The sequence below is a fragment of the Sphingobium cloacae genome, assembly GCF_002355855.1.
In the GTDB taxonomy this organism is placed as follows: domain Bacteria; phylum Pseudomonadota; class Alphaproteobacteria; order Sphingomonadales; family Sphingomonadaceae; genus Sphingobium; species Sphingobium cloacae.
The window spans coordinates 2,719,537-2,738,504 of record NZ_AP017655.1 but is presented as its reverse complement, the minus strand read 5'-3'; the positions used below and the strand labels follow the sequence as shown (position 1 = coordinate 2,738,504).

Below are 18,968 nucleotides of genomic sequence, written 5' to 3'. Positions count from 1 at the left end.
TTCAGGAAGAATGCCAAGGAGGCTCTGATGGCTACCCCCCAATTCACTGACGCGATCGCCTTGCTCAAGGCCGACCACCGCAAGGTCGAGCATCTGTTCGATCAATATGAAAAGGCCCGTTCCGCGGACCGCAGGCAAAGTCTGGCGCGGGACATCTGCACCGAACTCAAAATCCATACGGCGATAGAAGAAGAGATTTTCTATCCCGCATTCCGGGGCAGGATAGAGGACGACACGCTGGACGAAGCCTATGTGGAGCATGACGGCGCCAAGGTGCTGATCAACGACATCGAGGCGGGATCGCCCGACGACGATTTCTACGACGCGAAGGTCAAGGTGCTGTCCGAGGACATCAAGCACCATGTCCATGAGGAGGAAATGCCTTCCGAAGGCATGTTCGCGCAATGCCGCAGGACCGATGTGGATCTGGTCGTCCTGCGCGACCTGATGCTGGCGCGGAAGGAAGAGCTGCTGGCCCAGGCGAAGAATGGGGGCCTGCCGCTCGCCAAACCCAGTGCGGTGCAGCTGATCGCCGCCTGAACCGGGGCGGCCAGCTAAGGAACGAGGGGCGGGGACGAAGCCCGCCCCGCACCCCTCACAAGCCGTCAAGCCCCTTGCTGACCAGCACATTCACCGCCACGCGGCGGTTCTGCGCCTTGCCTTCGCTGGTGTCGTTGCTCGCCACCGGGTCCGCCTCGGCCATGCCGGTGGGCGTCAGCATGCGATAGGGCTTCCAGCCGCAGGCCTGCTGAAGGTAATTGACGACGCGGCCGGCGCGCTTCTCGCTCAGTTCCTGATTATATTCCAGCTCTCCCGTGGCATCGGTATAACCCACGACCAGCAGCAGGGCGTTGTCCATGCCCTCGGCGGCGGTGGCGGTCGCGCACAGATCGTTTTTCGCCTGTGCGGAGAGCACCGCCTTGCCGGTATCGAAATTCACGTTCGTCGTGCTCTTGACATTATACTGGTCGATCTCGCCCATCCGGCCGCGCAGCGCCTCCGTGGCGGCGGTTTGCTCGTCGAAGCGCTGGGCGGTGCCGTTGTGGATCATGGACGCGGTCCTGAGATCCTTGTTCTGAAGCGTGATCCGGCTCGCCACCAGGTCGCCGCCCGACTGCAACGTCCGGATGGTGACCGGCAGGCCGTTGAGCAGCGAGTCCGCCGCAAGCTTGCTGCGGCCGAGGCCGAAAAGGCCCTTGCTTGCGCTGATCTTGGTGGCGTCGTTGACGGCCACGACCGTGCGGGCGCCGTCGGCTGTGGTGACCTGCACCTTGTCGTCGCTGCGCGCGGAAATGATGCCTTTCACTTCCGGGCCTTCGGTCATCTCCGCCGTTTCAGCGGGCGATGTATAGATCGTGGCCGAAAGGTCGGACTGCGGCGGCCCCTGCGTCTGGGCGGAGGCGCCGGCCGATCCTGCTCCGGCCAGCATGGCAATCAGCAAGAGGCCTTTTTTGCTGTGGGACGTGACACTCATCGCGATATTCCTTCGAACTCGACCTGTCGGGCCTGCGGGATCGCAGCTTCTCGTCCGACCGCCGTTTGCGTGATGGCATGTCCGGGTGTGGTTTAGCTGAGGTCTTTTCTCTCCTGCCAATGGGCGCACGATGGTGCTGCACGATGGAAGGGAGAAGACGCGATGACGAAGAAGATCACGAACCCCGAGATCCTGGCGATCCGGGCAGCAGCAGAAGTAGACCCGGCATGTGGCCGCGTCTGGGTAGGCCTTGATGTCGGCCTCAAGTCGACATCGGTCTGTGTGCTGGATCGAGATGGCAAGGTCGTCCACCAGGTTTCGATGAAGACGCATCCGACCGAGATCGGGCGCTACCTCGCGAAGAACTTCGCCTCGAACGTGGCTGTCGTCGGCATGGAGACGGGGGCGATGTCGGCACATCTCGCCGGCGGGCTGCGCAAGCAGGGCCACCAGGTCGCCGTGATGGACGCGCTGCAGGTCCACCGGGTGCTATCGCTCAAGCGCAACAAGACCGACACCAATGACGCACGCGGCATTGCCGAGATCACGCGCACCGGCCGCGACTATCTGACCGAGGTCTATGTGAAGAGCGCCGCCTGCTTCGAGGTGCGCGCCCAGCTCATCATGCGTCATCGCCTGGTGCAGCAGCGCCTGGCCAACGAGAACATGATCCGCGGCTTGTTGCGTGTCTATGGTGGGCGGGTCGAGCCTGGCGCCAAGTCATCGGCTACCTATCGCGACCGTGTCGTCGAGCAGTTGCTGATCATCCAGGATCGCGAAGGCATCAACCTGCGACCGCGCATCCTGCCAGTGCTCGACCTGTGCGAGCGGCTCCAGAGGGATGTGGTGCGGATCGAAACCGAACTGGAAGCCCTTGCCGCCGCCAACCCTGTATGTCGGCGGTTCATGGTGGGAGCGGCGCGGTGCCGCTCCGAAATAGGAGCACCATCCATGATCAAAAGCCCACGTCTCACCGACCTTCAGCTCATTCTTCTCTCGACTGCCTCGCAGCGTGACGACGGCAATCCGCCCCTTGGCTACCAGCCCAATGGCAGGACGCTGGCGATCGTCGAGGACCATGCCGATATCGTACGGCACATCTTCGCGCGCTATCTCGATCTCGGGAATGTCCGGTTGGTTGCCGATGCACTGGCCAGCGAAGGCATCATTGCTCCCGAACGCACCGCCACGACGCGGAGGGTAACAGGTGGTCGTCCATTCACCCGCGGGCAGATCTACAAGCTGCTCTCCAATCCCATCTACATTGGCGAAATCCATCACAAAGGTCAGATCCATGACGGAAAACATGAGGCGATCATCGACCGGGACATATGGGACGCTGTCCAGCAGATGCTGGCCACCAACAGGCAGGGCGAGAGGTCGGGCAGCAGAGCGAGTTCGCCCAGCCTCCTTGCCAGTCGTATTGTTGATCAGCACGGCGAGCCGCTGGTCGCTGCCCATGCCTGCAAAGGGAAAGTCCGCTATCGTTATTATGTGAACCGATCACTCCAGCATAATGCAGACCGGCACGCCACCGATAGTCTGCGTATCCCGGCACGGGAAATCGAAACGGCCGTGGTCACCAGTCTTGCCACAGCGCTTGATGATCCTCTGGCTCTGCTGACACAGGCTGGCATAACGCTCGAAAGTGATCGTCTGCGCACGATCCTCAAAAAGGCGGAGCAGCTTGCGGCTTCTGTCCGCCACAAACAGCGTGATGTGATCAGCGATCTGGTGGCCAGGGTGGTCGTCCATCCCCACGAGATAGCAATCCGGCTATCGGTCGCGGCCTTATGCAGGGCCTGTACGATAGATCCCGCCAATAGTCCGGACGGCATCACTCTTACCGAACCGGTTCGTCTCACCCGGACGGGACTGGCCCTCCGGCTGATCCAGCGTGATGGCAGGCCCGTCACGCAGGGCAAGCCTGATCCCGGCCTCATTGCGTTGCTACGCAAAGCCCGCAACTGGTGGCGGCAGCTTCAGACCGGCACGATCGATATCGCTACCATTGCCGATCAGGAGAAGGTCAACGACTCATGGGTATCGCGCGTCGTCCGGCTGAACTTCCTTGCCCCGGTCATCGTTGAAGCCATCCTCGCCGGGACCCAGCCTGCATCCGTTAGCGCGACAGCCCTGCGTACAGCCAACCTGCCTATCGACTGGAACGAGCAGATCGCTTTGTTCGGGATGTGATAAATCTCAGTCAGTCACGATACCAGCGGCGCTTCGGCGCCGCTTTGCGTTGCAGGGCCAACAAAGGTAGCCGATGGCTACTCACTCCGTACTGCCAAAATGGGCGACGGAGAAAAAGCCGTCAGAGCAACCAGATGTTGCTCCAGATTCGCTCTCCGCAGACCGGGCCGCCTCCCCAAATGGCGCGGAACCGCGCGCTTTTCGGCACGAGAAAAAATCGTTCTATATCAATGACTTATATGTGGCGGAGAGGGTGTCCGCTATAGAATGGCGGAAAACCGCCATTATTGTGGGCATTGTGAGTTTCTGGCCAACATAACGGCCATCATTGACGCGCCCTTGCCCACATGGGGGCCATAGGGCTTTAGCGTCGAATGCAGTGAGTGATACGTCTTACGATATGGCGTCGGTTGGAACCATTGTTGCGGCATACCGTGCCATCAAAGCCTGAAATTCATCGTCACGGGACGTGTCCTTTGTAAGCCATCGCATTGCCTCAATCACCATGATGATTGCACCACAGGCGAACGCGAAGATTTCGGGAACCGCATCTTCGTCAGGTCCAATGATATGACCGTTGAAGGAACCGTCGTCCTGCCTGTTGAGATAGTGGATTGTCGATTGAACGCTTACATGCGCCGCCTTTCCGCATAACATTCTATATTCGGTATAGCGGTTGCCAAATCCGGCCTTTGAAGCAAGGTCGCTCATTTTAATGGATGAATTTGGATATTTCTTTAGTTCCTTTCCCAATGCTGACATTCGTGATCGTGTTTCAGCCAAATGTTCGGCATTATCTTTGACAATTTCGATGCTAAGGCGATAAACTTCCAACTCTTGCCTGATGGTTTCGGCGAAAAGCGTATTTTTTGCCGTGTCTGGCGTCTGGTGGAGATACCCAAGCCAAAATGCCGTTTCATAGATCGAGCGTGCCAACGTCAACGCTTCGATGTGCATTCCCCGTTCTGCTGACAGTATCGACGCTTGATAGGCCGATAGGGCGCGCGGGATAAGCTGAATTGCTACGCACAATGGATCGTGAGAATATCGTCCCGTGAGTAGTTCAGTGCTATCGACGTAGAACGCTTGACCAAGTTTGTTCAGTTCGTCGGCGATAGCGAAGCTATCAGGGTATTTGGTTCTGATATGCGCCTGAATGTGGCGCATAGCAGTAGCCAAATAGCCGTTGACCTTGAAATCGGCGTCAAACTCTTTGCCCGCTTCATCATTAAATTCGCTCATACGAACGAACCTACATTCGACAACGCGCTTCGCAATGGCTGAAACGGAAAAGCCCGGCCCAACGCTGGCACCTACGTTGAACCGGGCTTCCCAAAGCGCGACGGCAAGGAAGGAAGGCGAGACGCCGCGCTAAGACGGGATAAATGGAAGGCGTAGGCTGGCCCGTTCCTTGGCCGTCAGATGCCATGTGGGCACAACCAACAGGGGGAAGGCGTCAAGGTTCACGTTCGACGCCCCTGCGGCGTCCACGGCGTCCGTTAGGGACATGTCGGGCGATGGAATGCCCACAATGGCGCATAGGCGGTCCTGCCAGCCTTCATCGGCCCGCCACGGGGCTAGAGCGGGCCGCGTCCTAGCGCCGTCTTCCATCTTACCGACGATCATCTGAAGGCGATCAGCCGCCCGCCCCTGCCCGGCTGGCGGTGATAAGTCGGCGACCGGCGGAAGGTTTAGCGGTTCGGCCTGTTCATGCGAAACGAACAACGGCAAGGCTTGCCGGTCGAAGTCCGACGTGGGCAGCGTCGCGAAGTCCCAAGGCAGGATTTCCGCATACCGACCGACGACGACCATTTCGATGGGATGCGGTATCGGACGCCCGAACCAATTGCGCTTTGGTTCACGCGCCGACACTGGCGAGGGATAGGACGCCGACGATTTGTCCAGCCAACGGGACAGCGCGGCAAGGCGTTCTTGCGCGCGTGTCACGACGGCATTTCAACGTAGGTCCGAACCTTCGCCAGTTCGAACGGGGAGAAATACGACGACCGAACTTGCGCGATGAACGCGGGATACCGCTTCGCCAATTCGTCCAGCCGCTGCGACTTTTCGATGTAATCAAGCGCCGCCGGGGCGAAAGCTTTGACGGCCTTTTCGGCGAAATCCATCGCATGTTCCTTGGGCAAGCCAAGCAACCGATGCGACGTGTTGTAGATGGCAACGGCGAAATCGGGGTCTTCGGTGACGGCTTCACGGATAGCCTTATAGCCGTTGCCTTCGCCGTTCTTGGCTTCGCGCGAAATCCAATCAGCGGCACGAAGATAGTAGCCTTCACGCTGCGGGTTCGGCGTGAATGTCTTGCCCATGAAGTCCGACGAAGCGTCCATGTAGCCCTTCGCCTTGCTGGTCAACAGGCGCTGCGTCCCTTCGGCCAGTTCAACCAACCGACCCGCAAGCTTCGACGCTTCCTGATGCTTCAACGGCGAAGTCCGAACTTCGTCCTGTGTTAGCCGTGCGACCAAAGTTGCGCTTTCTTTGGCCTTGCCCTGAAGGTTGGTAATGGCCGTGTTGATTTCGGCGTCATAATCATAGTGTGCCGGGTTTCCGGTCATCGCGTTTAACTGCACGGGGAGTTGGCAGTTTTGCAGGAAGCTGACGGCTTCCGGCGTTGCGACTAATGACACGTTGGGCGTTACGTCGGCCATTGGGTTCTTCCTTCAATTTGCGTGTTTCGGTGCGGGCGTCGGCGACAAGGCGGCGCTGTTGGTCTGCCCACATGCTTTCAAGTGTGGGAAGTTCGTCGTCGGTCGCGCGGGCCGGAACCATGATGCACGACGCCGGGGCGCGGCCATGTCGCGCGACGAAGCGGGCGATGGCCTGTTCGTCGGTTTCGCCGGTCCCGACTTCAACGACGTTGGGCACGACAGCGGCGCGGCCATGTTCAAGCCGGGCGATGCGACGTGCGATGGCACTGGCCATGTCACCGGCCCGCCTCCAACGCAGCAAGCCGCGCTTCCAAGTCCGACGTTTCGTGAATACGTGCGATCAGCGACAGAATGTGCGCCAGCTTCGACCCGTCGCCTACGTCCACCAAGCCCGACCGGCATTCGCGATAGACCCGCTGAATTTCGCGGTTCACGTCGGCGACGCTGGACAGCTTGCACCGATACCGCTTCGGCTGGACAGGGGGAGGGGTCGGCGTCGAAGCGCCCGGCTTTCCGCTGTTTTCTGAACCCGAAGCCCACATAATCCTGCCACCAACACCGCGTGAATGAATGATCTAGTTGCCGATTACTACATCATGGACCCGCCTAAGTGAAGTAAGAACACGCAGTAGCGGAATAAAGCGGCGATATTCCTTATTTGAACGCAATTCCGACAAATAGTCCAACGAACGTTCTATTGTTACGATAGCATCTTCTTTGATAACTTCGATGCCATGACGCATCATTGATACGCCAAATTCCATCGGAACGTTCGACGCACGAATTTGATATACGGTGAATAGTTCGTCATCGCGAGTAAGTGACTTGTCGGCGAACACTTCGTCGCGACGTTCGGCCAAGGTGCGTTCGACCGCTTGGACGACGCCCTTATGCCGTGGCATCGCTTCGGCCATCTCGCTGGCGATGGCTTCGCACTGTTCGTCGGTCCACCGGGTGATGAAGCCGTTGGCCGTTAGCGCCCGTTCGGCATGGCCCCGTTCCAAGGCGACGACGCGACGTGCCGTTTCCAACTTCAGCGTGTCCACCGACGCCTTCATGGGCAGCGCGTTGGACGTGTAGAACAGCCCGTAGGCGTAGTGCATGTGAAGCCATGCCATGCGGTCGCCGTGATGTAGGCGAACGCCTTCGTCCAAACTGGCGACGCACGGCGGTTTCCATAGTTGGGCAATTTCGGCGGTCATTTCGACAATTCCAATGCTGTTATGTTGGACGGTATGTTGGCCGTGATGAATAAACTTCGACAAAAGCTACGTGTTATCGCCGTTCAAAGGCGGATAATAAGTCCGCCATGCCCGCTGGCTGGCGATGCGACGGCGCGCGGTCCCGGTGTCCACGATATGACGGCGTATGAAGCTGGTATGAAAACCCAATTTCGATCAACATACTGATAATCCATTGTTTTGTTCATAAATATGAAAATATGAAGGTATGAAGGGGTTGGCGCTGAAGTGAACTTTAAAGGGGTCGATGGCGATTTCCCTTCATCCCGTCATATTTTCATATTTGGCGGTTTTCTGCGGGTTTCGGCTTCATACCGACCTCACATCGAACACCTGTTCCTTCTTATCAAACACCGTCGAGAAGTCGTCGCCGAAGAACAATTGTGCTTTAATGCGTTCAATATCGTTGTCGGGGTTATACTTCGCCCGCGTGTATGACAGAAAACTACGTCCACAGCCGCGTTCAACTTGATGGCCGGGGCGACGAACGATTTCGCCATTGTCGATTAAGCCTTGAATGGCGGCTTCAAGCGCGAATTTCGAAGTGCGACGGTCTTCGCGGAATATCTTCAGGTTGTTGCAGCGATTGAAGATATACTTATGCGTGACAATGCCAGCGGCGTGCATTTCGATGGTGCCGCCGTAGATTTGGCCCAACTGATCGAAGGGCTTGGCAAGACATTCGTTGAACGCCTTCAACACCTTGGTTTGTTGAAGCATCGCGTCGCCAACGGCGCTGCCAACGTCGCCTTCTTCGAACTTGCTAATAAGGCGGCGAATGTCGCGTTCGACTTGCTGGCGCGCCCATGTGGCGTGTTCCAACGTGACGACGGGCCGGTCATGGTCGCAACCGACCGCCAACAGCGCCGAAAGCTTCAGGGCTTTCTTGTGGGCACGGTTCCAAAGATGCTTCGTGACCGGACTTCCCGATGCGTTAATTTGGTCGTCGGCGTATTCGTCCAGCGCATCCAAGAAGGCTTCGGCGTCATGTTCGATCCCAACGACCGTGACCCGGTTCGCCAGATTGTCCGACACGCACTTTTTCACCAATGCCGCAAGCCGCGTCATCATGTGGGCATCCGGCATCGCGAATGGTGCGTTGCGGTTACGACGTGGGCGCGGGCCGGAATATTCAATGATGTTGAACCGGGCCAACAACCCGTTCGCAATCATGTGTTCGTCAACAACATCGTTGAAGGTGTCGTTCGTTCCCTCGCCAATGATGGACAGCGCGGGCATGTCGATACGCCCGGTGTTGTTCGCCGTGTTGCTATAGACGGTCGCGCCGATGAACTGTCCGCTACCCGACTTGTTGTAAGCATCCAGCAACACGCGCAACAGGGCCATTTCAGCCGATGATGCGTTGGGCTTGGCCAACTGTTTCAGCTTCAACGTGAACTCGCCTACGATTGCGACGTAACAAGGCGGTTGGCGGCTCGATAAGTCCCGAAGCAAGCCTTGGCCCGAAGCCATGTCGGCGGGACCAATGAACTTGTCAGCATTCGAAACGAAGTGTGGGCTAGTTATGTCGGTAAGAACGCCGATCAGCTTCGAAATACCGCTGTTGATAGCCTCTTTGCCGGTGCCAGTAGGTGCCAGCAGCATGATGTAGTGATTAAGCCCGGTTCCGCTGATGTTGAACGCCCTGCCCACAATTCCAGCGATTAGGGCTAGTGCGCCTGCGATTGCGACTTCGGGAACTTGGCGGTGCGCTGCCTCATATATGAACTTCGCTACTTCGCCGACCAAGCCGGAAGGCGGTTGCACTTCGTCTTTGTCTTGCACGAAGCGACCCCTTACGCGGCGTTGGCGCGCTGGCGCTGAAGGTCATCCACAAGGACGCGGATTTCGTCGTCGGACTTTCCGGCGATACGTGCGGCGATAACGGCGTTGACGGCATCGCTTGGCCATGCCGACGCGCGGCCAAGCTTGACGGGGCGGGGGAATAGACCGCGCTTCATGTCGCGGTAGAGCGTGGGCCGGGCAAGAGCCGTCGCGGCCATCACGTCGGGCAAGCGAAGTAGGGTTTGCATCGGTAGCTTCCTGTATCGTTCCATAGACGACACAGGATTGGCACCGGCCTGATGGGCAGTCCGCCCGCAAACCCGGCGAATTACGGGCGGTTGGCTTCCGCATGGGCAGCGCGGTATTCATCACGCCACCGTTGCAGCGTCGAACGCGACGGCGCTTCGCCATCGTTCTGTGCTTCGTAGTCGCCCAAGACGGCCATGATTGCAGCGTCGGGCGATGCGCCCATATCTTCGTGCTGGCATACGGCTTGGCCAAGGCGGTAGGCGTGTTCAGCCGTCCAACGACCGGGCTTGCCCCGCCCGGCTTTGCCTAACCCAAGGCGGCGCAACAGTTCGTCGGTGTCTTCGTCGGCATATTGGATGGCAGCGCCAAGCCATTGCGCCAGATATGGCGGCAACGGTTCACCCGCTTCCAAGTGTTCGGCGATGGTCGCAAGCTTCGTCCAAGGTGTGTCGTTGCGCCCGTCCGCCGAAGGGTCGAACCCGCCATGCAGCATTGTGGGCATTATGCCGCGCCCTTGATTGCGACGACATTCGCCGTGCGCTGTTCGACGGTTGCACAATACGTCGCCCATTCAGCCATAAGCTTGATGCGATGCGGCAGTTGGGTGCGGCGCTGATACGACGCTTCGACCTTGTTCGGCAGTTGGTGCGCCAATGCGTGTTCGGCGATTTCGCGCGGATAGTTCGTCCGGTCGGCAACCCATTCGCGGAAGGTGGACCGGAAACCGTGAACCGTCACCCCGGTCTTGCCCATGCGCTTCAGGACCGCCGCCAGCGTCATATCGGACATGGCACCGCCCCTTGGGGCCGGGAAGACGTAGTTGGACCCCTTCAGGCGCGGCGTCGCCTCTAGCAGCGCCACAGCGGCGTCGGACAGCGGCACGACATGTTCCTTGTCCGCCTTCATGCGTTCCTTGGGGATTGTCCACAGGCGCTTCCCAAGGTCGATTTCATCCCATGTCGCGCCGCGCACTTCGCCGGAACGCGCGGCGGTCAATATGGCGAACTCCAATCCGCGCGCGGCCATGCCAGCCCGCTTACGAAGTTCGACCATGAACGCGCCAATGTCGGCGTAGTCCATCGCGGCGTGATGTTCGACCTTTCGAACTTTGCCACGCTTCGACAGGACGTTATCAAGGTGCCCCTTCAGCCGGGCCGGGTTTTCGGCGCTGCGAAGCTGGCGAACTGCCGCCGAACCCAAGATGCGTTCGATACGACCGCGAACCCGATTGGCCGTTTCGTTCTTGGCATCCCACAGGGGTTTCGGACCTTCCTTCGTTTCAACGTCCTGCCGCAACACGCGCAAAACGTCGTCGGTGTTCACCGCGTCAATCGGCAGTTCGCCAATCAGCGGATAGACGTAGGTTTCCAGCGTGGACGACCATTGCTTGACGTGCTTCGCGTTGGAGTTTGCCCATTCGCCTTCCTGCGATTTCAGATACTCAATCGCGCATTCCTTGAACGTCTTCGACCGAACCAATTCGACGCGCTGGCGCTGTGCGTCCACCCGACGCTGTTCGATGGGGTCCACGCCGTCGCGAACCATGCGACGAAGCTTGCGGGCTTCAACGCGGGCTTCGTCTAACGACATGCCGGGCAGTTGATTGGCTTCTTCGTCGGTCGCCCCGATCTTGCCATTATAGGGTCCAAGGCCAACGTCGCGGCGCTTTTCGCCAAGCTTGTAGCGTAGCGCCCATGACTTCGTGCCGCCTTCAATCCGAAGGTGCAATCCGGCGCAATCTGCGGGTCCGACCATGACGCGACGGTTCTTCGAACCATCCGACCTAAGCTTGTCCACCGCCAACGGCGTCAGCGCCTTCAGTTGCTTCGGCATATCATCAAATCCTTGGCCAACTTACCGGCCAACATAAAATCAGGGATTTGGGTAGCCGTCAAGAGTCCTTGAGAGACACAGACCACGACGAAAAGCCCGGTATTCTGGGGCTTTCGTAGCGGTCTGTAGATGATGGTAGATGGGTAGCTGGCGGAGAGGGTGGGATTCGAACCCACGTTACGGTTGCCCGTAAACCGCATTTCGAGTGCGGCGCATTCGACCACTCTGCCACCTCTCCGCAGAAGGCCGTCGCAGCGCCGTTTCGGGAAGGAAACGGGCCGGTCGTGCCGGGTCGAGGGGCGGCCATTAGCGAATGATCGCGGGCTTGCCAAGCAGCCTTGGCAGCTATTTTTCTTGTACGCGCGCAATAGCATCCTAAATTGGTAGCATGACAAACGCGATTCAGATTTTTGGCGCAGGCGTTACCGCTCCGCCCATCGCCCATGCGCGGTTCAGCATCGGCGATGTGGTCAAGCACCGGGCGTTCGGATTTCGCGGCGTGGTCTTCGATATCGACCCCGTCTTCGCGAACAGCGAGGAATGGTATGAATCCATTCCCGTGGAATTGCGGCCGGACAAGGAGCAACCCTTTTACCATCTGCTCGCGGAAAACGGCGAAGCGAGCTATGTCGCTTATGTCAGTCAGCAGAATCTGGTGACGGACGACAGCGAGGAACCTGTCGACCATCCGGCGATCTCCGACATGTTTGGCCCCTATGCGAACGGCAAATACAAGCTGCGCCCGCTCCACCGGCATTAAAGGGCAAGGAAGGCGGGGCGCGCGCTGGCTGTTGCCGGGCGCGGTTTCCCTGGCGCTTGCTTTGCCCGCCTTTGCCCTTGCGCAGGCGGCTGAGCCCGATGCCCGCGTCAACGCCGACCCGACCTTCCCCTTTTCCCGCGAGATCGAAGCCTTTGCCAAGGCGGAGGAAAAGGGACCGAAAGTCGCGAACGCGACCCTGTTCCTGGGCAGTTCCAGCATCCGCCTTTGGGACATTCACGGCAGTTTCCCCGATGTCGGCACGGTCAATCGCGGTTTCGGCGGCGCGACCACTCGCGACGTCCTGCATTATTATCCCCGCCTGCTGCCCCGTTCCAAGCCGCGCTCCGTGATCGTCTATGTCGGCGAGAACGATCTGGCGGCAGGCGCCAGCCCGCAGGATGTGGCGCGCGACGTGCTGACGCTGCTCAAAAAGCTGCGAACCGATTATCCCAAGGCGCATATCGCCTATCTTTCGCTGAAGCCCAGTCCGATCCGCTGGACGCTCTGGCCCAAGATGGCCGCCGTCAACATGACCGTCGCGGCGCGGTCGCGGGTGATGGGCTTCGACTATATCGACGTCAGCAAGACGCTGCTCGCCTCCGACGGCCTGCCCGACGCGTCCCTGTTCCGGCAGGACGGACTGCACATGAACGGGCGTGGATACGACCGCTGGACCGATATGGTCGACGCCTATCTCGACCGGGCGCAAATGGCCGACAGCCGCCAGGGGACGAGCGCATCCTGACATCGGACCCGCCACTTTCCTGTTGATCCATGGGAAAGTAATATTATTACGGGATCGACTAAGGATATTATCATTGTGGGGGAGCATCAGGTGACCAGCGATCCGGCCAAGGCCGTGCCCATGGCGGAGTTGACGATCCGCGGCGTCATCCTGGGCGCGCTTATCACCCTGCTCTTCACCGCCGCCAATGTTTATCTGGGGCTGAAGATCGGCCTCACCTTCGCAACGTCGATCCCGGCGGCGGTCATCTCCATGGCGGTGCTGCGGCTGTTCGCGACCGGCACGATCCTGGAAAACAACATCGTCCAGACGATTGCGTCGGCGGCGGGTACGCTGTCGGCGATCATCTTCGTGCTGCCGGGCCTCGTCATCATCGGCTGGTGGCAGGGCTTCCCCTATTGGCTGTCGGCCTGCACCATCGCGCTGGGCGGCATATTGGGCGTCATGTATTCCGTGCCGCTGCGCCGCGCGCTGGTGACCGGATCGGACCTGCCCTATCCCGAAGGCGTCGCCGCCGCCGAAGTGCTGAAGGTCGGCGCGGGATCGCGCGAAGGGCTGGAGGAGAACAGGCGGGGCCTGGCCGCCATCGTCATGAGCGCGCTGGCGGCGGCGGGTTTCTCCATCATCGCCAAGACCCGCCTGATCGCGGAGGAAGCGGCGACATTCTTCAAGCTGGGCGCGGGGGCGACTTCCGTTTCGACCAGCTTTTCGATGGCGCTGATCGGCGTCGGGCATCTGGTCGGCCTGTCGGTGGGCGTCGCCATGTTCGTCGGACTGCTGATAAGCTGGCTGGGGATCGTGCCCTGGTTGACGGCGCCGCTGCCCGCGGGCGCGGATATGGCGGAGGTGGTGGGCACGACGTTCCGCATGAAGGCCCGCTTCATCGGCGCGGGCACCATCGGCATCGCCGCGATCTGGACCCTGCTCAAGATATTGGGGCCGATCATCAGCGGCATCCGTTCCGCCATGGCCGCCAACCGGATGCGGAGGGAAGGCAATGCGGGTCTGCTGGACCTGACCGAGCGCGACCTGCCCATCGGCATCGTCGGCGGCACCATCGCCGCCGCGCTGATCCCCATCGGACTGCTGCTGTGGATCTTCGCACAGGGCGGGCCGATCGCGGCCCATGCGGTGCCGGTCATCGGCCTGACGCTGGCCTATGTGCTGGTCGCGGGCATCGTCATCGCGTCGGTCTGCGGCTATATGGCGGGGCTGATCGGCGCGTCGAACAGCCCGATTTCGGGCGTCGGCATCCTGGCGGTGCTGGGCGCTTCGCTGATCCTCGCGGCGATCTACGGTTCGGGCGGGGACAAGTCGCAGACGCAGGCGCTGATCGCCTATGCGCTGTTCGTGACCGCCATCGTGTTCGGCATCGCCACCATCTCCAACGACAATCTCCAGGATTTGAAGACCGGCCAGCTCGTCGGCGCGACGCCGTGGAAACAGCAGGTGGCGCTGGTGCTGGGCGTGATCTTCGGGGCCATCGTCATTCCGCCGATCCTCGACCTGCTGAACAGCGCCTTCGGCTTCGCGGGCGCGCCGGGCGCGGGGCCGAACGCGCTGCCCGCGCCGCAGGCGGCGCTGATCTCCGCGCTGGCGCAGGGCGTGCTGGGCGGCGACCTCGACTGGGGGCTGATCGGTTTCGGCGCGCTGATCGGCGCGGTCGTGGTGGCGATCGACGAAGGGCTGGGCAGGGCGGGCAAGCTGCGCCTGCCGCCGCTCGCCGTCGGCATGGGCATTTACCTGCCCATGTCGCTGACGCTGCTGATCCCGGTCGGGGCGCTCATCGGCCATTTCTACAATCGCTGGGCGGAGCGGCAGGCCAATCCCGATTTCGCGGAGCGCATGGGCGTGCTGATGGCGACGGGCTTCATTGTCGGGGAGAGCCTGTTCGGCGTGGCCTTCGCGGGGATCGTCGCGGCGACCAACAGCGACGCGCCGCTGGCGCTGGTCGAGGAGAATGGCTGGGCCATGCCGCTCACCATCCTGATCTTCGCGCTGGTGGTCGGCGGGCTTTACGCGCGGCTGCGCGGCTGGGCGGGCAAACCGCTCCAGCCGTCATGAAATCACCGCCGCCTGTCACGAATCCGTAATCGGATTGCCATGACGGCGTAAGGTGAAGCGGCCAGAGGGCGCCCCGACAACAAGGGGAACCCACTCATGATCTATCTGCTTCGCAGCGCGAGCCGCGCCGCCATCGTCCTTGGCCTCGCCATGCCCGCCGCCGCTCTGGCGGGCACCATCACCGGCACCGTTTCGGACGGCACCGGCACACGCTCCCTGCAATCCACCCAGCTTCGCATCGTGGAACTGAACCGCATCGCCGAAGCAGGCCGCGACGGCTCCTATCGCTTTCCCGATGTCGCGCCCGGCACCTACACCATCGAAGCCCGCTATGTCGGCGCCGATCCGGTCCGCACCACCGTCATCGTTCCTGCCAGCGGCGACGTGGACGCGGAAATCCGCATCGGTTCGGACATCGATTCGTCGATCATCGTCGTCGGGCAGGTCGCCAACCAGGCTTCCGCCCTCTCCCGCCAGCGCGCCGCGGACGGCGTGGAAAGCGTCCTGACCCGCGACGCGGTGGGCCAGTTCCCCGACCAGAATGTCGCCGAATCGTTGCGCCGCCTGCCGGGCGTCAACATCCTGAACGATCAGGGCGAAGGCCGCTTCGTTTCGGTGCGCGGCCTCGATCCCGAACTCAACGCCGCGTCGGTCAACGGCGTCCGCCTGCCCGCGCCGGAAAGCGACGTGCGTTCGGTCGCGCTGGACGTGATCCCTTCGGAACTGATCGAGTCCATCGAAGTCAAGAAATCGCTGACCCCCGACATGGACGGCGACACCATCGGCGCGTCCATCGAGATCAACACCACCAGCGCCTTCGACCGCAGGAAGAACCTGTTCTCGGTCAAGGCGGAGGGCAGCTATAACGACCTCACCGACAGCGTGACGCCCAAGGGATCGTTCGACTTTTCGCAGAAGCTGACCGACAATTTCGGCATTTCCGGCGGCGCGAGCTATTACAAGCGCCGCTTCGCGACCAATAATGATGAAATGGACGGCTGGGACGAGGAAGACGGCATCGTCTACGCCGACACCATGGAATATCGCGACTATGACGTGACCCGCGAGCGCATCGGCGCGTCGCTGGCGCTGGACTGGCAGCCCAGCCCCTCGACCAAGCTCTATGTGCGCGGCCTCTACAGCCAGTTCGACGATCAGGAATATCGCCGCCGCCTGACCTTCGAGATGGACGAAGCACCCTCCGTCGGCAGCGCCACCACCGCCGGATTCAACTCCGAGGATGGCGAGATCACCGTCACCCGCGACCTCAAGGACCGTTTCGAACGCCAGCGCATCCGCTCTATCAGCCTGGGCGGCGAAACCAATACGGGGCCGTGGACCTTCACCTATATGGGGAGCTGGTCGAAATCGTCGGAGCGCGAGAACGGCTCCATCGACCCCGTGGCCTTTGAGCGCAAGTTCGATGACGGCGACGATTTCGGCGTGACCTTCGACTATGGCAACCGCAAGAAGACGGCCTATGCGATCACCGCGGGCGAGGCCGCCTTCCTGGACCCGGCCGAATATGCGTTCGACAAGGTGGAACGCACGACGCTCAGCGACGCGCAGGACGAGGAGTGGGCGGTCAAGGCCGACATGTCGCGCAAGTTCGCGATGGATGGCGGCGAATTCACCGTGCAGGCGGGCGGCAAGGCGCGCTGGCGCACCAAATCCTATAACGCCAGTATCGACGTCTATAAGGGCTTCGACGGCGACCTGACGCTGGCCGACGTGCTGGGCAGGCAGGATTATGACCTCGCCTCCATCGATCCCGTGCCGGCGAAGAAATCGTTCCGCCGGTTCTTCCGGGACAATCTGGCGGGCTTCGAACTGGCCGATGGTGACACATGGCAGGATTCGAACGAATCCGACTATAGCGTCGACGAGGATATCCAGGCCGCCTATCTGCTCGGTCGCTGGGACAGTAGCGCCCTGCGCGTGATCGGCGGCGTCCGCATGGAGCATACGAAGAACGACATCACCGGCAATCTGCTCGACCTCGACGCGGAAACGCTGACAGTGCTCAACTTCAAGCGCAGCTATACCGACTGGCTGCCCAGCCTGACGGTCCGGTACGAGCCGGTGTCCAATCTGGTCCTGCGCGCGGGCGGCTATAAGAGCCTCGTGCGGCCCAAGCTGTCGCAATTGGCTCCCAAAGTCGTGATCGAGGACAATGAAGGCGAATTCGGCAATCCGGACCTCAAACCCTATCGGGCATGGAATGTCGACCTGTCGGCGGAATATTATTTCGGGCGCAATGCGGCGGTGTCGGCGGGCTTCTTCTGGAAGGAAGTGAAGAATTTCACCTACGTCCAGGTGATCGAGGACTATCAATATGGCAGCCAGCTGCTGGATGAGGCGAAGATCCCCGTCAACGGCGCGACCGGCAAGATCAAGGGGATCGAACTCAGCTACAGCCAGGTCTTCGACTTCCTGCCCGCGCCGCTCGACGGCCTGCTGGCGCAGGTCAACTATACCTATACCGACGCCAAGGGCACGGTGCTGACCGACGGCGACATCGCCGATCCGCGCAGCATTCCGCTCACCTCCTCATCGAAGAACACGCTGAACGTCGTGCTGGGTTATGAAAAGGGTCCGCTCTCGCTGCGCGCGGCGGGCACCTATCGCGACAAATATCTGGATAAGGTGGGCGATGCGCCGGAAGAGGACCGCTATGTCGACGATCATTTCCAGTTCGACCTCAGCGCCAAATATCGGATCATGCCGGGCGTGCGCATCTTCGCCGATTGGGTGAACGTCACCAACGCGCCCTATTTCGCCTATCAGAATTTCGGAGGAGGACGCCGCTTGCTGCAATATGAAGATTATAGCTGGACCATCAAATTCGGCGTGTCGGCGAACTTCTGATGAAGAAGATCCTCCTCTCCACCCTGCCCTTCCTCGCCCTCGCCGCCTGCGCGGGCGGCGAAAAGGAAGTGCCCGTCGCGGTTCGCATCGCCAACGCCACCCCCGCCGTTTCCGTGACGGCGCGGGGGGAAACCACGCCTGTCGGCACCGCCAATGCCGACGCGGCGGACGATCCGGCGATCTGGCGCAACGCCGCCGACCCGGCGCAAAGCCTGATCGTGGGCACCGACAAGAAGGCCGGGCTCTATGTCTATGGCCTGGACGGCAAGACCCGCGATTTCCTCGACGCGGGGCAAGTGAACAATGTCGACCTGCGCGATCATGTGGCGATCGGCGGCAACGAAGGCATCCTTGTCGTCGCGAGCGATCGCAACGACCGCGCCCATGCGAAGCTCGCCCTGTTCCGGCTCGATCCCGCCAACGCAAAGCTGACCGCGCTGGGCAAGATCGACGCGGGCGAGGGCGAAGCCTATGGCCTTTGCCTGTCGCGCCAAGAGGACGCGATCCACGCCTTCATCGTGCTCAAGGACGGGACGATCCATCAGGTCGCGCTCGACACCTCCGCCGCGACGCCCGCCGGCAGGATCGTGCGCAGCCTGAAGCTGGGCACCCAGTCGGAAGGCTGCGCGGTCGATGACCGCACGGGCACCCTCTATGTCGCGGAGGAGGATGTCGGCCTCTGGCGCTTCGACGCGCGCGCGGGCGGATCGACCGAGCCGGTGAAGATCGCCGATGCGGACGGGAAGAATCTGGTCGCCGACGCGGAAGGCGTCGCCATCGCACCCATCGGGGAGAAGGACGGCTATGTCATCGTCTCCAGTCAGGGCGACAATGCCTATGTCGCTTACCGGATCGGGGACGACAGCTATGCCGGGCGCTTCCGCATCGTCGACGGCGCCATCGGCGGGGCGGAGGAAACCGACGGCATCGACCTGATGCTGGGCGATTTCGGTCCCGATTATCCGGGGGGCCTCTTCATCGCGCAGGACGGCCATAACGCGGCGGCCGCCCAGAATTTCAAGCTGGTGGCATGGGATGACATCGCCAGGGCGCTGGGGCTGGCGGAGTAGGGCGGTCCCCTTCTTCCGGC

The 18,968-nt window shown here is 61.0% G+C and carries 18 protein-coding genes and 1 tRNA gene; 7 read left to right on the top strand and 12 right to left on the bottom strand.

The genetic code is table 11. The features are described from left to right. Nucleotides 1–27 precede the first annotated feature (27 nt). The gene (locus tag SCLO_RS13565; protein WP_066522372.1) at nucleotides 28–540 is read left to right on the top strand and encodes a hemerythrin domain-containing protein; all 513 of its coding nucleotides are present in this window, start codon (nucleotides 28–30) and stop codon (nucleotides 538–540) included. A gap of 55 nt (nucleotides 541–595) precedes the next feature. Here the strand turns inward: SCLO_RS13565 and SCLO_RS13560 are convergent, their stop codons facing one another. Continuing rightward, nucleotides 596–1,474 (bottom strand): OmpA family protein, encoded by an 879-nt coding sequence (locus tag SCLO_RS13560; protein WP_066522357.1) that lies wholly within the window; start codon nucleotides 1,472–1,474, stop codon nucleotides 596–598. Between the two features lie 162 nt (nucleotides 1,475–1,636). Here SCLO_RS13560 and SCLO_RS13555 point away from each other — a divergent pair, with 162 nt between their 5' ends. Further along, a complete protein-coding gene (locus SCLO_RS13555; protein WP_096362145.1) occupies nucleotides 1,637–3,670 on the top strand; it encodes an IS110 family transposase in 2,034 nt (677 codons plus the stop codon). Nucleotides 3,671–4,063: 393 nt separating this feature from the next. Here the strand turns inward: SCLO_RS13555 and SCLO_RS13550 are convergent, their stop codons facing one another. From SCLO_RS13550 to SCLO_RS13505, 11 genes are all read right to left on the bottom strand, one after another. Further along, nucleotides 4,064–4,912 (bottom strand): DUF5677 domain-containing protein, encoded by an 849-nt coding sequence (locus SCLO_RS13550; protein WP_066518725.1) that lies wholly within the window; start codon nucleotides 4,910–4,912, stop codon nucleotides 4,064–4,066. A 129-nt stretch (nucleotides 4,913–5,041) separates the two neighbouring features. After that, a complete protein-coding gene (locus SCLO_RS13545) occupies nucleotides 5,042–5,617 on the bottom strand; it encodes a hypothetical protein (RefSeq protein ID WP_123905514.1) in 576 nt (191 codons plus the stop codon). Further along, nucleotides 5,614–6,333 carry a hypothetical protein gene (locus SCLO_RS13540; RefSeq protein WP_145980671.1) on the bottom strand — a complete coding sequence of 240 codons (720 nt, stop codon included), beginning with the start codon at nucleotides 6,331–6,333 and terminating at the stop codon, nucleotides 5,614–5,616. Before SCLO_RS13540 ends, SCLO_RS13545 begins: the two co-directional genes overlap by 4 nt. Next, complete coding sequence (locus SCLO_RS22980; RefSeq protein WP_123905513.1) at nucleotides 6,215–6,607, bottom strand: hypothetical protein; 393 nt, start codon at nucleotides 6,605–6,607, stop codon at nucleotides 6,215–6,217. Before SCLO_RS22980 ends, SCLO_RS13540 begins: the two co-directional genes overlap by 119 nt. Before the next feature lies 1 nt (nucleotide 6,608). Beyond that, the gene (locus SCLO_RS23395) at nucleotides 6,609–6,767 is read right to left on the bottom strand and encodes a hypothetical protein (protein ID WP_169800566.1); all 159 of its coding nucleotides are present in this window, start codon (nucleotides 6,765–6,767) and stop codon (nucleotides 6,609–6,611) included. A gap of 141 nt (nucleotides 6,768–6,908) precedes the next feature. Next, complete coding sequence (locus tag SCLO_RS13530) at nucleotides 6,909–7,535, bottom strand: hypothetical protein (RefSeq protein ID WP_096362144.1); 627 nt, start codon at nucleotides 7,533–7,535, stop codon at nucleotides 6,909–6,911. Nucleotides 7,536–7,883: 348 nt separating this feature from the next. Continuing rightward, on the bottom strand, nucleotides 7,884–9,359 hold the full coding sequence (locus SCLO_RS13525) for a DUF3987 domain-containing protein (protein ID WP_123905512.1): 1,476 nt from the start codon (nucleotides 9,357–9,359) through the stop codon (nucleotides 7,884–7,886). Nucleotides 9,360–9,370: 11 nt separating this feature from the next. Next, nucleotides 9,371–9,607 carry a helix-turn-helix transcriptional regulator gene (locus SCLO_RS13520; RefSeq protein ID WP_197705102.1) on the bottom strand — a complete coding sequence of 79 codons (237 nt, stop codon included), beginning with the start codon at nucleotides 9,605–9,607 and terminating at the stop codon, nucleotides 9,371–9,373. Between the two features lie 80 nt (nucleotides 9,608–9,687). Beyond that, nucleotides 9,688–10,110 carry a hypothetical protein gene (locus SCLO_RS13515; protein WP_096362142.1) on the bottom strand — a complete coding sequence of 141 codons (423 nt, stop codon included), beginning with the start codon at nucleotides 10,108–10,110 and terminating at the stop codon, nucleotides 9,688–9,690. Beyond that, nucleotides 10,110–11,441, bottom strand: a complete 1,332-nt coding sequence (locus SCLO_RS13510) for a tyrosine-type recombinase/integrase (protein ID WP_066518756.1) — start codon at nucleotides 11,439–11,441, stop codon at nucleotides 10,110–10,112. The genes SCLO_RS13515 and SCLO_RS13510 overlap by 1 nt, the downstream gene beginning before the upstream one ends. Before the next feature lie 148 nt (nucleotides 11,442–11,589). After that, a tRNA-Ser gene (locus SCLO_RS13505) sits at nucleotides 11,590–11,679 on the bottom strand. A 150-nt stretch (nucleotides 11,680–11,829) separates the two neighbouring features. On the opposite strand from SCLO_RS13505, the gene hspQ reads away from it, so the two are divergent. The 5 genes from hspQ to SCLO_RS13480 all read left to right on the top strand — a co-directional run bounded on the left by hspQ (nucleotide 11,830) and on the right by SCLO_RS13480 (nucleotide 18,948). Continuing rightward, nucleotides 11,830–12,201 (top strand): heat shock protein HspQ, encoded by a 372-nt coding sequence (gene hspQ, locus SCLO_RS13500; RefSeq protein WP_066518758.1) that lies wholly within the window; start codon nucleotides 11,830–11,832, stop codon nucleotides 12,199–12,201. Continuing rightward, nucleotides 12,158–12,946, top strand: coding sequence for a GDSL-type esterase/lipase family protein (locus SCLO_RS13495; RefSeq protein WP_066518760.1), 789 nt, complete (start codon nucleotides 12,158–12,160; stop codon nucleotides 12,944–12,946). The genes hspQ and SCLO_RS13495 overlap by 44 nt, the downstream gene beginning before the upstream one ends. 90 nt (nucleotides 12,947–13,036) lie before the next feature. Continuing rightward, complete coding sequence (locus tag SCLO_RS13490; RefSeq protein ID WP_066518841.1) at nucleotides 13,037–15,010, top strand: OPT family oligopeptide transporter; 1,974 nt, start codon at nucleotides 13,037–13,039, stop codon at nucleotides 15,008–15,010. Between the two features lie 96 nt (nucleotides 15,011–15,106). Continuing rightward, complete coding sequence (locus SCLO_RS13485; protein ID WP_066518762.1) at nucleotides 15,107–17,878, top strand: TonB-dependent receptor; 2,772 nt, start codon at nucleotides 15,107–15,109, stop codon at nucleotides 17,876–17,878. Then, complete coding sequence (locus tag SCLO_RS13480) at nucleotides 17,878–18,948, top strand: phytase (protein WP_066518769.1); 1,071 nt, start codon at nucleotides 17,878–17,880, stop codon at nucleotides 18,946–18,948. The genes SCLO_RS13485 and SCLO_RS13480 overlap by 1 nt, the downstream gene beginning before the upstream one ends. The last annotated feature ends 20 nt before the right edge of the window (nucleotides 18,949–18,968 follow it).